Source organism: Massilimicrobiota sp. SW1139 (genome assembly GCF_012027715.1).
Classification (GTDB): domain Bacteria; phylum Bacillota_I; class Bacilli_A; order Erysipelotrichales; family Coprobacillaceae; genus Allocoprobacillus; species Allocoprobacillus merdigallinarum.
Genome location: NZ_SJOR01000007.1, coordinates 15,498 through 29,112 on the forward strand (window position 1 = coordinate 15,498; position 13,615 = coordinate 29,112).

The window sequence follows — 13,615 nt, forward strand, 5'->3', positions numbered from 1 at the left end:
TATGATAAACTTCAGTATATCAATAAAAGAAAAAACTATAATATGATAAAGGAGGCGCTGCATATGGCAGAAGTATTACATGTAAATAGTCAGGAATTTGAAAATGTTATTGCTCAAAATGATGTTGTTTTTGTAGATTTTTTTGCAAACTGGTGTGGACCATGCAAAATGCTTGCACCAAGTATTGATAAATTGGCTAAAGAACATCCAGAAGCAAAGGTTGTGAAAGTAGATGTAGATCAGGAACCATCTCTTGCAATGCAATTTGGTGTACAATCTATTCCAACATTGATAACTTTTAAAAAAGGACAAGCTGTCAATCGTCAATTAGGATTTGTTCCTTATGAAACTTTAGAAAATATGTTGAAATAAAAAAATATCTCCTAGATTTTTTCTGGGAGATATTTTTTGAGTCTTTTTTGTCCTTCGTCTGATAAAACAATATCTGTTTCAGCAAAATATTGAGCTAAGACATCAGCGTCTTTAAGAATCTCACTATATACATCATCAACTTTATCTTTTTCACTATGTCTAGCAATGGCTTGTTGAATAATAGCTTTTTCATCATCCTGAAATTCACTTAAAATACTACTGATCCATTCACTACATCTTAGACCATGCTGGAATGAGGAATGTTGAGTGAATTGAATGTAGTCATGAAATAATCCAATGATGCCTGCAAGTTCAACATCTAAGTGCTGTTCTAAGGCAAGTTTTTGACATAAAGTAGAGACTTGAATGCTGTGTAGTAAAGCTTTTTGCTTATAAATACCATGACATTGTTCTTCAATATGTGTAAAGAAATAGTCTTTTAATGTTTCATAACGATTCATCTTCTTAACCCCTTTGGATATAAGTTTTTAGCTAAGCCTTGACTTTCTTTATAAAAAGAAAGAGGATAATCTTCTACAAAAATGACACCATAACCTTTGTGGTTTGATCCCTGGATGGCTTCTCCATGCAAATACTGTTTGATTTCATCATCATTTTCATGAAAACGATAAAACTGTTTGACGTCTTTTTGAGTTAATGTTAAAGCTAAAGCAAGACTTGGTTCAAATCTGTTTTTCTTGCATTCCCCTAGATAAAGTCCATTGCGTAAAACACGTATTCCTTGTAAATCAGGGAATTGAGGCATGAGAGCATAAATATGATTATGATTGTCATAAAGATAATCAGGAGTAGGAATGTTGAGATATTTCTGATAAAATTCATCAACCAGTTTTTGATTTTGTTTAGAAATATGAGGTTTCATAGGCTTGTATTTTTTAGATACAGACTGACCATTTTTTTGAATGCAGGCAATGAAATGTCCCTCGCCCTGATAATGATGCGGATATAAACGAACAACTCCATCTAGTCCAATGCCATTAGCCATTCCATGACTTCTTTTGAGTGGCTTTAAACAACAATCATATTGTTCAAGAATATATTTGATTTGTTCTTCATTTTCTTTTGTATTATATGTACAGGTAGAATAAATCAGTATTCCTCCAGGCTTTAATAATTGCATCGCCTGATCAATCAATTGTCGTTGAATATAGGCACATTCCTGTACTTTTTCAGGGGACCATGTTGTGATAGCTTGTTCATCTTTTCTAAACATCCCTTCACCACTACAAGGTGCATCTAAAATGATTTTATCAAAAAATTCAGGAAGAATTTTTGTAAATTGAATAGGATCACAATTGGTTACAATGGTATTTTTTAAACCAAATCTTTCAATATTTTCAGAAAGAATTTTGGCTCGCAATGTATTGATATCATTGGTAATCATTAAACCTTGAGGACCTAATCGACTGGCCACTGCACAGCTCTTTCCTCCTGGCGCCCCACACATATCTAAGATATAATCATCTTTTTGAATGTCTAAAAAATGAGCGACAAGCATGGCACTTGGCTCTTGAATATAATACAAACCACAAGAGAAAAAAGGAGATTTTCCTAATGGGTATTTTTCATAATCAAAATAATATCCATCTGGTACAACTGGATGAGGAGAAATAGCGTCCTGATTGAAATAATGTAGACAATCCTTTTTTAAAGGATTTAAATAAAAAGCTTTAACAGGAGGCTTTTGTAATGATTGTATAAAATCATCATATTCATCTTTTAATATTGTTTTCATTTCATTTTTAAATAATTCATTCATTTTGTTCACCAATGCTATTATACAAGTGAAAAATGTCTATGTAAACTAGAAAAGATATGTTAAAATAAGAAACGGTGATGTTATGAAAAGGTGTCAATGGGCTTATAATGAGCGTTTAATCGCTTATCATGATCATGTATGGGGTATTCCTCAACATGATGAAACGCAATTATATAAAATGTTAGTTTTAGAAGGTTTACAGGCAGGACTGAGTTGGGATATTGTTTTAAAAAAAGAAGAATTATATGATAAGGCTCTTGATCATTTTGATTATCATCGCATTGCCTTATATGATCAAAAAAAATATGATGAGTTAATGCAAACAGAAGGATTGATCAAGAATCGTTTAAAAATGAAGGCAATTATAACGAATGCCAAAGCTTTTCTTGAAATTCAAAAACAATATGGAAGTTTTGATTCTTTTATATGGTCTTATGTTGATTTTCAACCGGTCCCACATCATTATCAGACATCACAGGATGTTCCATCAAGTGATGAACTATCTACACAAATTTCTAAAGATTTAAAAAAACATGGTTTTTGTTTTGTTGGTCCAACAATTATATATAGTTATTTGCAGGCTATTGGTATATATAATGATCATGAAATAAATTGCGATTTTTATTGATTTTTAAAAAGATATGTAATATAATAAATAAGCAATTTGATTTGCCTGAGTGGCGAAACTGGTATACGCACAGCACTCAAAATGCTGCGACCTATGTCATGTCGGTTCGAGTCCGACCTCAGGCACCAATTGAATACAAAATCATGAAAAAGATTTCTTTTTCATTAACATGAAGGTATCGAACAAGATAAAGAATTTTGTTCGATATTTTTTTATGGCTCAATACATATTTTTATACACAAGATGATGAATTGGTTTGACTGATAGCTATTTCAAGGATTTTTGCGTGATAGATTTTCATATAAAATTCGACAGGATAAAAGAAAAAATGACTATATTTGATAATATTCTTGCAAAAAAATGACGAAAAAGTGAAGAAAATAGATCAAAAACATATGTTATTCTATGAATATTTTGGAAATATTGTAAAATAAAATCAGGAGGTGTAAAAATATGTTAGAAAATCATATTTTTGGATGTGTTGATCATATTTATGATGATATTATTTTAAATGGATCTGATGAATTAAAAGATATTATTCGTCAATTTGAAAATGTAGCAGGAGATGAAAGTCCTTATTTTTTAAAGAAAGGTATTATGTTAGCCATGACATTATGTTTGAATCAGCTTCAATTTCAGGATGAATTGTTTGAAGGTGTTTTACAGGAATATTTAGAACATATGATGGAAGCCATTCCTGAAATGAAGAAAACAGTCATATGTCGTATTGTGGTTAGAGAGTTAGAAAAGTATATTCATCGCCAGGTACGTATCCCTTATCATATGCCTTTAAATGAATTAGCATATTATATATTAACCATGTTTCAGGCAGAGGGTACTCATCTTTTTACATTTATAACTGATCAGGGAAAATTTGGTTGTGATCAATGTGATGAAGAAATGTTGGATGATTATGCATCAGATGTTTTCTTAGATGAACTAGATTTGAAAAAGGGGGATACTTTTTCGTTGTGGTATGATTTTGGTGATGATTATATATTTGATATTCAGATTCAAGATATTGAACAACACCCAAATGTACAAACTCTTCATGATATAGAAATTATGGCTGGAGAAGGCTTTGGTATTTGGGAAGATGAACATTCACTTTTGGATATGTATTATCATGATAGACAAGCTTTCGTTGAGCATATTCAAGATTTAGGTTTGAATTTGGATGACTTTATTTTTGAAGAATTTGATGTAGATACAGCAAATGGTGCTTTATTTGATGATTATGAATTTTTAAAACATGCTTATATGTATGATGAATATGAAATGTAATGGTTTGTGTTTTTGAATGGAGACTATAAAAACGTGATTTGAGGATGGAAAATAAAGATAAAATAGATATTCTGTTGATATTGAAAAAAATATTTGACAATATAAAAAAGCTTGTTATAATGTATTAGTGCAATAAATGATAGCAGCACATAGAGGGTTAGCCCATGCGTTTGTGACAAAGGGATGTAGAGTATCTTGCTGCAAAGAGAAATACTTAGTACAAACACACCCTAACTGATCTATGCATGTTATTGTTTTATGCCAAATAAAACAATAGGAGGAAAGAAAATGTCACGTTATACTGGACCACAATGGAAAAAATCTAGACGTTTAGGTTTTTCAACATTAGAAACTGGTAGAGAATTAGCAAGAAGACCATATGCACCTGGTCAACATGGTCAAAAAAGAAAAAAATTAACAGAATATGGATTACAATTAGCTGAAAAACAAAAAGTAAGACATATGTATGGAGTTAATGAAAAACAATTCCATAACACATTCAAAAGAGCTGGGAAAATGGAAGGAGTTACTGGTTACAATTTCTTCTGTTTACTAGAATCTAGATTGGATAATATTGTTTATAGATTAGGTTTTGCAACAACAAGAAGACAAGCAAGACAGTTAGTTAACCATGGACATATTTTATTAAATGGAGTTAAAACTGATATCGCTTCTTGTCAAGTTAAAGTTGGAGATGTTATTTCTGTTAAAGAACGTTCTCGTTCATTAGAAATTATCAAAAATGCTTTAGCTTCTCAAACACATGTACCAGGATTTGTTGAAGTTGATGCTGATAAAATGGAAGGTAAATTCATCAGATTACCTGAAAGATCAGAATTAAATCAAGAAATCAATGAATCACTTATCGTTGAATACTACAACCGTTTAGGATAAGATGATCAATATCAAAGTATTGGACAGTTATTTTGTTCAATACTTTTTTCTTTTGATGGCAGTATATCTCTTGTCTATGTAGGATTTTGGAAAAAGATGATGAAATACCTTTCTATTTATGATAAAATAAAACTTAGGAAAAGAGAGGAATTTTAAATGATGGATAATATTATGAGATTGATTGAACAAATAGGTATACGTAATCTCATTTTTATAGGTATAGGTATTGTTGCGCTTGTAATACTACTTTTATTTTATAGGGGAATGAGATTAAGAAAATATAGGAAATTAATTGTGGATGTGGAAAATCGCATGAATGGTATTAAATCACTGCCATTACAATATCGTTTAGGAAGAGTCCATAGTATTTCTAAAAATATGCCAGAAGTTTTGGAAAAATATGAAGAATATGCTCAGGAATTTGAACGTATTACAGATTATCAGAAAAATCAATTAGGTGTATTGGTTAATGAAGTAGATGAACAGCTTTTTTATGGTAAACTTAGAAAAATATCTTCTAAAATGAAAGAATTAGAAAGTATGTTGAAAATCTATGAAGATGATTCTCAGGTTTTACTGGCAAAAATTGAAGAAATTACTGAAATTGAGAATGTTCAAAGAATTGAAATTATTCGTGTGAAAGAAAAGTATCGACAATTGATAGATCACTATGAAACAATCCGTTTTAAAGTAGAAGATTTTGTTAAGGGCATTAAAAATATTTTTAATAATCTTGATGATTCTTTTGTAAAGCTTGAAGATATGATGAATAATCAGAGATTTGAAGATGCTAAAAATTTAACACAGGATATTGATAAAAAAGTAGACTGGTTAAATGCCCGATTACAGGAGTTACCTGATTATATCGCTATTGTCAGACAGTATATTCCTAAAAAGATTCATTATTTGGATAATTTGATTAAAGATATGTCTAATGGAGAATTTGCGTTAGAAAAGTTAAATGTATCTGCACGTTATCAGGCCATCCAATCCACTTTAGAAACAACAACTCAACATATTCAACAATTACAATTAGAAAATGTTGGTGAAGTCTTACAGAAATTAGTTGATGATATTGATGCTATTATTAAAGATTTAGAAGTTGAAAAACAATCATACGATGATTTTAAAACAAAATGGGATGAATCTTATACAGTTATTACCCAGATTTATGATCAGTATAAACAAGCTTTAATTGATCAGAATCGTATTGAAAATTTATATCTGATTAATGAAGATTATGTTGATATTCAAGAAAAATATAAGGACTTTGATCAGATTTTAAGAGAATCTTATGATTTAGAAGAAGAAATGAATGCAGGTAATTTCTCTTACTTACAAATGATTGACAAAGTTGAAAAGATAAAAAATGCAGCTTTGACTCATCAGGATGACTTAAATTCATTCTTTGCATTTCGTGATCATTTATATTTACAGGAACAGCGTGCTATTGATGAGTTAGAAAATATTAATATTGTATTATTGGAAATCAAATCTGAAATTAAGAATAAACACTTACCTATGATCAATGAATCTTACAAAGATTATATTCAGGATTCATACGATAAAGCAGCACAGATTCAAGCCTATCGTATGCATCGTCCAGTGGAATTGTCTGAATTATCTAAACGTGTTGATAGTGCAAGAGATATTATTTATAAATTATATGATAATGTCCATAACTTAATTGTTACAGCTGAAATGGTTGAAGAAGCTATTGTTTTTGGAAATCGTTATCGTTCTACTTTTTTAGAGGTGAATACTGAATTAACAAAGGCAGAAGTTTTATTTAGAAATGGCGAATATACAAAGGCTTTATCAACTGCAGTAGATATTATTGAAAAGATTCAGCCAGGTTCATATGAAAATTTAATTCAAAAAACAAGCGAAAAGTCCTAATTTGGACTTTTTTAGTGGCTTTTTCTTAATAAAAATGGTATATATACATATAATGAACTATGGAGGAAAGATATGATTTATTTAGATTATGTATCAACAACACCATTGAACCAAGAAGTGAATCATATGTATCAGTCATTATTAAATGATTATTTTGCTAATGCTGATTCGTTATATTCTTTAGGATTAAAAACAAGTGCTTTAATGGAAAAATCAAGAGAATTAACAGCACAATTATTACATGTTTTACCAGAAGAAATTATTTTTACAAGTGGTGCCAGTGAATCTAATAGTGCAGCTATTAAAGGATGTGCTTTTCAATATCAAAACAGAGGAAAACATATCATTACAACTGCAGTAGAACATTCCAGTGTTTATCAGTCATGTATTCAATTAAGAGATGTCTTTGGTTTTGAAGTTGATTTTATATCAGTAGATGCTTCAGGAAATCTTGATTTAAAACAGCTGGAAGAAGCAATCAGACCAGATACAATTTTAATCACGATGATGTATGTAAATAATGAAGTGGGAATGGTTTTTCCTATTGAAAGGGTTTATCAGATGATTCAAAAGATCAATCCAAAAATAAAATTACATGTCGATATGGTACAGGCTTTAGGAAAGATGCCTATTGATCTCACTCATGTAGATTTAGCGAGTTTTTCAGCACATAAAATTTATGGATTAAAAGGAAGTGGTGTTTTATATAAAAAAACATCTACGTCATTAGTTCCATTAATTAATGGTGGTCAGCAGGAACATCAATTGCGTGGAGGAACATCTAATACAGCTACACATACAATGTTTGCGAAAACATTAAGATTAGCTCTAGAAAATTTAGAACAGAAATATCAATACGTGACTTCTTTGAATCATTATATAAGAGAACAGCTCACTCAGATACCTGATATTGTCATCAATACACCTAGTGAGCATGTTTCACCATATATTCTCAATTTTTCATGTGTAGGGTATAAACCAGAAGTGATTTTACATGCTTTAGAAATGTATGAATGTTATGTATCAACCAAAAGTACCTGTTCATCTCATAAGAATGATATTTCAAGAACATTACAGGCGATGGGAATTCGAGAAGATATTGCTAAAAGTGCGATTCGTATTAGTTTTTCTCATCATACGACACAAGATGAATTAGATGAATTTTTATTTTATTTAAAGAAAACTTTAAAAACTATTAAGAAACAGAGGTAATTGTCAATGGAATGTAGTCATATATTAGTCAGATTTGGAGAACTAACAACAAAAGGGAAAAATCGTAAACTTTTTATTCGTAAATTAACACAGAATACAAAGGAAATATTAAAAGAGTTTTCACATTTAAGATATGAAATGTCTTTTGATCGTTTATATATTATGTTAAATAATGAAGATCCAGAGGCTGTATGTCAGAAGTTACAGACAGTCTTTGGCATTCACTCTTTTTCAGTTTGTTATAAAGTGGAAAGTGATTTAGAAAAAATAAAAGAAGTATGTTTACAGATTGTAGAGAAAAATCAAGGGCATACTTTTAAAATCAAAACAAAGCGTAATGATAAAGATTATCCACTTCACTCACATGATATCAATACAGCTATTGCTGGATATATTTTTCATCATACATCAAAAGACTTAAAAGTAGATGTTCATCATCCAGAAATATTAATACAAGTTGAATTGCGTAAAGAATGTACCTATGTTATGGATAATGTGATTCAAGGTGCTGGTGGTTATCCTGTTGGTATTGGTGGAAAAGCTTTATTGATGTTATCAGGTGGGATTGATTCACCAGTTGCCGGATATTTAACATTAAAACGTGGTGTTGATATTGAATGTATTCACTATGCTTCACCGCCATATACAAATGAATTGGCAAGGGAAAAAGTTTTAGATCTTGTTGATGTTTTAAGACATTATACTCATGGAAAAATCACTGTACATATCATTCCTTTTACAGATTTACAATTAGCTGTATATGATCATTGTGATGAAAGTTATGCGATGACAATTATGCGTAGAATGATGTATAGAATTGCTGAAGGAGTGGCACATCAAAATCAATGTTTAGCATTAGTGAATGGTGAAAGCATTGGACAAGTGGCTTCTCAAACTTTGGAAAGTATGTCTGTTATTAATGAAGTGATTCATATGCCAGTTATTAGACCAGTTGCTTGTATGGATAAATTAGAAATTATTGATATTGCTCAAAAAATTGGAACATATGATATTTCTATTCGACCACACGAAGACTGCTGTACAATTTTTACACCAAAGCAGCCTGCTACAAAACCAAAAAGCTATAAAGCTGAAGCATTGGAAGAAACATGGGATTATCAAACGATGATTAATGAATGCATTGAACAATGTGAAACAATTGTTATTGATGATCATTATAAAGAAGTAGAGGATTTGTTTTAATTAAAGAATTTTAAAAAAATTTAAAATAAATGAATAATTTTGTCACCTTGACACAAACTAATTGTGTCAGGAGGTGAAAGCAATGAACTCAAAAAATTCAAAAAATAGATTAGTTGTTCCTGGTGCTCAAAATGCAATTGATCAAATGAAATACGAAATCGCTAATGAATTTGGTGTTAATCTTGGACCTGATGCAACATCTCGTGCTAACGGATCTGTTGGTGGTGAAATCACTAAGAGATTAGTTGAAATGGGACAAAATCAGATGGCAGGTAGACAATCTCAAAATCGTTAAGCTATTATAAAAAATCCTAGTCATAATCTTTATTATGAGTAGGGTTTTTTCATTTTTGATAAAAAGTGTATTCGCTTTCAAATTTTTGTTGAGTTTATTCTACAATTTATGTACAATAAATATATGTTATGTATTGTAGGAGGAATAAAAATATGACAAAAATTATGGCAGTCAATGCAGGAAGTTCATCTTTAAAATTTCAATTATTTGAAATGCCTGAAGAAACAGTCATTACATCAGGAATTGTAGAAAGAATTGGGATGGATGATGGTATTTTTACAATAAAATATAATGGAGAAAAAAAGACAACGACATGTCCGATTCCTGATCATCAGGTCGCTGTAGAAATGCTTTTAAAAGCATTGGTTGATGAAGGAGTCGTGACAGAATTAAAAGAAATAGATGCTGTTGGACATCGTATTGTTCATGGTGGAGAATATTTTAGTGATAGTGCTGTTGTTGATGATGATGTTGTCGCAAAGGTTGAAGAACTTTGTGAATTAGCGCCTTTACATAATCCAGCACATTTAATTGGATATCGTGCATTTAAAGCAGAATTACCTAATGTACAGCATGTCTTTACTTTTGATACAGCTTTTCATCAAAGTTTAGATAAAGAAAGATATTTATATCCATTACCATTAGAATATTACACAGATTTAAAAGTGAGACGTTATGGAGCACATGGAACAAGCCATAAATATGTTTCTGAACAAGTGATTGATATGTTAGGGAATCCAACTGAATCACGTGTTATTGTTTGTCATTTAGGTAATGGTGCAAGTATTTCAGCAGTATTAAATGGAAAATGTATTGATACATCTATGGGATTCACACCACTTGCAGGAGTTATGATGGGAACACGTTGTGGAGATGTTGATCCATCTATTATGCCTTATTTATGTAAGAAATTAAATAAAACACCAGATGAAGTCTTAGAAATTTATAATAAGAAATCTGGTATGCTTGGTATTTCAGGAATTTCATCAGATTCTCGTGATATTGAAAATGCTTTATTTAAAGAAGGTGATGATAGAGCATTATTAACAAGTTTATTGTATGCAAGAATTGTTTCTAAATATATTGGAGCTTATTATGCTGAACTTGGTGGATGCGATGCGATTGCCTTTACAGCTGGTGTAGGTGAAAATGCAGCTTATTTAAGACGTTTGATTATTGATGATGTTTCAAAAGCTTTTGGTGTCTTCTTGGATGAAAAACTAAATGCTGTGAGAAGTGATGAAAATAGAGTGATTTCTCATCAGTTCTCACAAATTAAAGTTATGGTTATTCCAACAAATGAAGAAGTTATGATTGCAAGAGATACAGTCAGATTATTAGGGCTATAAGAGAGTTGAATGATCAACTCTTTTTTATTATGGTTATTTTGATATAGAAGAATAAATCTTTTATAAGTTCATATTTATGTGATAATATGGTATTATGATAAACAAAGGTGATGAGAAATGGATAAAATATTAAGAATTAGAAAAGAGTTTGATCAGGTTATTATATATAGACATGTGAATCCTGATTTAGATGCATTTGGTTCCCAACTGGGAATGTATTGGACATTAAAATCAATCTATCCACAAAAAAATATTGTTTTAGCTGGTGAAATGAACAGTGATTTATTAAAATATTATCCTTCTTTTGAAATGGGTGAAATCAAAAAAGGTTATACTTTAGGAATTGTTTTAGATACTGCCAATCGTGAACGTATTGATGGGGATATATCTGTGTGTGATCAGATACTCAAGATTGATCATCATATAGTTGTAGATTCATATGGTGATATTAATATTGAAGATGAAAAAGCTTCTTCATGTAGTGAAATTGTGACTTTATTAATGAAACGTGGAAAAGTTCAAATCCCATTAGAAGCTGCCAATGCTTTGTATTTAGGAATTGTTGGAGATAGCAATCGCTTTTTATATCATTCGACATCTCAAAAAACTTTTGAAGCAGCTTCTTATCTATTGGATATGGGAATTGATATTGAAAAATTATATCAGAAGCTTTATATGCGTACAAAACAGGATTTGGAAATTACAAAATTTATTTATAATCATTATCAGGAAGATGGTCATATCGCATGGTATTATTTGAGTGATGAAAATTTAAAAGCATTACAGATGAGTCGAGAACAAGGGTCTTCTTATGTTAATGTGTTAGCTAATTTTGAAGAGTATTCTGTATGGATGGCTGTGACTCAAAATAAAAAAGACAACAACTATCGTGTAAGTATCAGAAGTCGTGGTATTCCTGTTAATGAAGTGGCAGCACTTTTCCATGGTGGTGGACATGCTTATGCTGCTGGAGCAACCCTTCAATCATTAGATGAATTGGAAGAACTTATTGAAAAATTAAAGGAGAAAATCAATGGAAAATATATTTGAAAAGTTTTTTACAAGAATGACAGAAAATAGGCAAAGTCAATTTTTTCAACAACGTCAGCCCCAAAAAGGCGGGACAATAAAGGCATTGGTCATTGTTTTGATTGTTTTTTTGATTGTTGAATACTTTGTTTTGATTCCTATTAATTTGAGATCACCTGATTTTGTTTTCTTTTTCAGTATTCTGCTTGTTATTTTTATAGCATTAAGAAGTTTATTTCAGGCTTCATTTGATAAAGTAAATAAGATACTTAGTGTAGTGATTGCGTTATTGCTAGTTTATGTTTTTGCTGGACAATTAATCAGTTCACCTATCTTTTTTGCATCAAGTTATCAAAAACAATTAGATGTTGATAAAAATGCTGATTTCTATAAAGATAATCCTAAAGTGAATTATCAGTCAATTCCTGTTGTTGATAAAGAAAGTGCTGAACGTTTAGGAGATCGTAAAATGGGTGAGATTGTCGATTACGTTTCACAATTTGAAGTTGATAATGATTATGTTCAAATCAATTATCAGGATAAACCTTATAGAGTCACAACATTATCATATAGTGATTTGATTAAATGGTTTACGAATCATCGTGAGGGATTACCTGCCTATATTCGCGTAGATATGGTGACACAGGAAAGTGAAGTTGTTCGTTTAGATGAAGGAATGAAATACTCACATTCTGATTTATTCTTTAGAAATATTGATCGTCATTTACGTGTTCACTATCCAACTAAAATGTTTGAAACACCTTCATTTGAAATTGATGATGACGGACATCCATATTGGGTGGCACCGACTTATACTTATAAAATTGGTTTATTTGGTGGTAAAGATATCACAGGTGCAGTGTTAGTTGATGCTGTGAGTGGTGACTGTCAATATTATGATATTCAAGATGTTCCAACATGGATTGATCGTGTTTATCCTTCTGAATTGTTAATAGAACAGCTTAATAACTGGGGAAAATATACACACGGTTTCTTTAATACGATTTTCTCTCAAAAAGGTGTTTTAAAACCAACAGACGGATATAATTATATAGCTTTAAATGATGATGTTTATTTATATACAGGTTTAACATCAGTATCTAATGATGCTTCCAATGTAGGATTTGCATTGATTAATATGCGTACGAAAGAAGCCAAATATTATGCGATTAGTGGAGCAGAAGAATTTTCAGCAATGTCTTCTGCTGAAGGAAAAGTCACAGATTTAAAATATACGGCAACATTCCCTATTTTGATTAATGCTGGAGGAGAACCAACATATTTTATGTCTTTAAAAGATAGTGCAGGTCTTGTTAAAAAATATGCGTTTGTCAGTGTTGAAAATTATCAGATTGTTTCAGTTGGTGATAGCGTTGCCGAAGCAGAAAAAGAATATTATGCATTGTTGAAAGATAATGGTAAAACAAATGTTGATTATGATACAGAAAAATTAACAGCTGTTGTCAGTGATATTCATGAAGTTGTGGTTAATGGAAATTCACAATATTATTTCCAGCTTCAAGATTCGAATCAAGTCTTTATTGCACCTATTTCATTAAATGCTCAATTGCCTTTTGTCAAAGCGGGTGATACAGTGACGATTGAATATGTCAATGATGAATCGACTTCACAAACTGTTTCTTCAATTACGATTCAATAAGGAGGAAGAT

At 30.7% G+C, this 13,615-nt stretch carries 13 protein-coding genes and 1 tRNA gene; 12 read left to right on the forward strand and 2 right to left on the reverse strand.

Features of this window, described 5'->3' with window-relative positions; all coding sequences use genetic code 11:
• Nucleotides 1-63 precede the first annotated feature (63 nt).
• Nucleotides 64-372: a thioredoxin gene (gene trxA / locus E0K96_RS05465; protein WP_168081771.1), complete on the forward strand. Its 309-nt coding sequence runs from the start codon at nt 64-66 to the stop codon at nt 370-372.
• Nucleotides 373-383: 11 nt separating this feature from the next.
• Here the strand turns inward: trxA and E0K96_RS05470 are convergent, their stop codons facing one another.
• Both E0K96_RS05470 and E0K96_RS05475 read right to left on the reverse strand, forming a co-directional pair.
• Entirely contained in the window at nt 384-833 is a 450-nt protein-coding gene (locus E0K96_RS05470) for an HD domain-containing protein (RefSeq protein ID WP_168081773.1), read from the reverse strand.
• Nucleotides 830-2,152, reverse strand: a complete 1,323-nt coding sequence (locus E0K96_RS05475) for an RsmF rRNA methyltransferase first C-terminal domain-containing protein (RefSeq protein WP_168081775.1) — start codon at nt 2,150-2,152, stop codon at nt 830-832. The genes E0K96_RS05470 and E0K96_RS05475 overlap by 4 nt, the downstream gene beginning before the upstream one ends.
• 82 nt (nt 2,153-2,234) lie before the next feature.
• Here E0K96_RS05475 and E0K96_RS05480 point away from each other — a divergent pair, with 82 nt between their 5' ends.
• The 11 genes from E0K96_RS05480 to E0K96_RS05530 all read left to right on the forward strand — a co-directional run bounded on the left by E0K96_RS05480 (nt 2,235) and on the right by E0K96_RS05530 (nt 13,605).
• The gene (locus E0K96_RS05480; protein WP_168081777.1) at nt 2,235-2,780 is read left to right on the forward strand and encodes a DNA-3-methyladenine glycosylase I; all 546 of its coding nucleotides are present in this window, start codon (nt 2,235-2,237) and stop codon (nt 2,778-2,780) included.
• 43 nt (nt 2,781-2,823) lie between these two features.
• Nucleotides 2,824-2,908: transfer RNA gene (locus E0K96_RS05485), tRNA-Leu, on the forward strand.
• Between the two features lie 325 nt (nt 2,909-3,233).
• Nucleotides 3,234-4,064 (forward strand): plasmid pRiA4b ORF-3 family protein, encoded by an 831-nt coding sequence (locus E0K96_RS05490; RefSeq protein ID WP_168081779.1) that lies wholly within the window; start codon nt 3,234-3,236, stop codon nt 4,062-4,064.
• 288 nt (nt 4,065-4,352) lie between these two features.
• A complete protein-coding gene (rpsD, locus tag E0K96_RS05495; protein ID WP_087242940.1) occupies nt 4,353-4,958 on the forward strand; it encodes a 30S ribosomal protein S4 in 606 nt (201 codons plus the stop codon).
• A 159-nt stretch (nt 4,959-5,117) separates the two neighbouring features.
• Nucleotides 5,118-6,857, forward strand: coding sequence for a septation ring formation regulator EzrA (locus E0K96_RS05500; RefSeq protein ID WP_168081781.1), 1,740 nt, complete (start codon nt 5,118-5,120; stop codon nt 6,855-6,857).
• A gap of 72 nt (nt 6,858-6,929) precedes the next feature.
• On the forward strand, nt 6,930-8,069 hold the full coding sequence (locus tag E0K96_RS05505; RefSeq protein ID WP_168081783.1) for a cysteine desulfurase family protein: 1,140 nt from the start codon (nt 6,930-6,932) through the stop codon (nt 8,067-8,069).
• 6 nt (nt 8,070-8,075) lie between these two features.
• Entirely contained in the window at nt 8,076-9,272 is a 1,197-nt protein-coding gene (thiI, locus tag E0K96_RS05510) for a tRNA uracil 4-sulfurtransferase ThiI (RefSeq protein WP_087242934.1), read from the forward strand.
• 82 nt (nt 9,273-9,354) lie between these two features.
• Nucleotides 9,355-9,567 carry an alpha/beta-type small acid-soluble spore protein gene (locus E0K96_RS05515; RefSeq protein ID WP_087242931.1) on the forward strand — a complete coding sequence of 71 codons (213 nt, stop codon included), beginning with the start codon at nt 9,355-9,357 and terminating at the stop codon, nt 9,565-9,567.
• 152 nt (nt 9,568-9,719) lie between these two features.
• Nucleotides 9,720-10,916: an acetate/propionate family kinase gene (locus E0K96_RS05520; protein ID WP_087297704.1), complete on the forward strand. Its 1,197-nt coding sequence runs from the start codon at nt 9,720-9,722 to the stop codon at nt 10,914-10,916.
• A 117-nt stretch (nt 10,917-11,033) separates the two neighbouring features.
• The gene (locus E0K96_RS05525; RefSeq protein ID WP_168081785.1) at nt 11,034-11,966 is read left to right on the forward strand and encodes a DHH family phosphoesterase; all 933 of its coding nucleotides are present in this window, start codon (nt 11,034-11,036) and stop codon (nt 11,964-11,966) included.
• Nucleotides 11,950-13,605: a CvpA family protein gene (locus E0K96_RS05530; protein WP_168081787.1), complete on the forward strand. Its 1,656-nt coding sequence runs from the start codon at nt 11,950-11,952 to the stop codon at nt 13,603-13,605. Before E0K96_RS05525 ends, E0K96_RS05530 begins: the two co-directional genes overlap by 17 nt.
• Nucleotides 13,606-13,615 lie beyond the last annotated feature (10 nt).

Excerpts from the sequence above, each read along its gene's own strand:
- E0K96_RS05520 (WP_087297704.1), top strand. The coding sequence starts at position 9,720 with ATGACAAAAATTATGGCAGTCAATGCAGGAAGTTCATCTTTAAAATTT.
- E0K96_RS05490 (WP_168081779.1), top strand. The coding sequence starts at position 3,234 with ATGTTAGAAAATCATATTTTTGGATGTGTTGATCATATTTATGATGAT.
- E0K96_RS05525 (WP_168081785.1), top strand. The coding sequence starts at position 11,034 with ATGGATAAAATATTAAGAATTAGAAAAGAGTTTGATCAGGTTATTATA.
- trxA (WP_168081771.1), top strand. The coding sequence starts at position 64 with ATGGCAGAAGTATTACATGTAAATAGTCAGGAATTTGAAAATGTTATT.
- E0K96_RS05530 (WP_168081787.1), top strand. The coding sequence starts at position 11,950 with ATGGAAAATATATTTGAAAAGTTTTTTACAAGAATGACAGAAAATAGG.
- E0K96_RS05515 (WP_087242931.1), top strand. The coding sequence starts at position 9,355 with ATGAACTCAAAAAATTCAAAAAATAGATTAGTTGTTCCTGGTGCTCAA.
- rpsD (WP_087242940.1), top strand. The coding sequence starts at position 4,353 with ATGTCACGTTATACTGGACCACAATGGAAAAAATCTAGACGTTTAGGT.
- E0K96_RS05480 (WP_168081777.1), top strand. The coding sequence starts at position 2,235 with ATGAAAAGGTGTCAATGGGCTTATAATGAGCGTTTAATCGCTTATCAT.
- E0K96_RS05505 (WP_168081783.1), top strand. The coding sequence starts at position 6,930 with ATGATTTATTTAGATTATGTATCAACAACACCATTGAACCAAGAAGTG.
- thiI (WP_087242934.1), top strand. The coding sequence starts at position 8,076 with ATGGAATGTAGTCATATATTAGTCAGATTTGGAGAACTAACAACAAAA.
- E0K96_RS05500 (WP_168081781.1), top strand. The coding sequence starts at position 5,118 with ATGGATAATATTATGAGATTGATTGAACAAATAGGTATACGTAATCTC.
- E0K96_RS05475 (WP_168081775.1), bottom strand. The coding sequence starts at position 2,152 with ATGAATGAATTATTTAAAAATGAAATGAAAACAATATTAAAAGATGAA.
- E0K96_RS05470 (WP_168081773.1), bottom strand. The coding sequence starts at position 833 with ATGAATCGTTATGAAACATTAAAAGACTATTTCTTTACACATATTGAA.